We start from the raw sequence: 220 nt of genomic DNA on the forward strand, positions 1-220 counted from the left end.
AAACGATGATGACGAAGAATCCATCCAATGAACGAGAACAATTAGAAATGTTAACGATTGATCCATTAGTTCCCAACGATCATTTAGTGCGAAAACTAGAGGCTGCTATTGATTTTTCATTTATCTATCCTTTAGTCGAACAGCTCTATTCACCTAATGGGCGTCCTAGTATTGATCCTGTTGTTCTCTTTAAAATGACGTTTATTCAGTACGTTTTTGG

Annotated in this window: 1 pseudogene; it reads left to right on the top strand. The window is 36.4% G+C overall.

From position 1 onward, the window contains the following. Positions 1–5 precede the first annotated feature (5 nt). Positions 6–220, top strand: a pseudogene (locus ACP3VS_RS24615) (IS5/IS1182 family transposase); the annotation flags it as partial.

Source organism: Lysinibacillus sp. VIII_CA (assembly GCF_049943995.1).
GTDB lineage: Bacteria > Bacillota > Bacilli > Bacillales_A > Planococcaceae > Lysinibacillus > Lysinibacillus pinottii.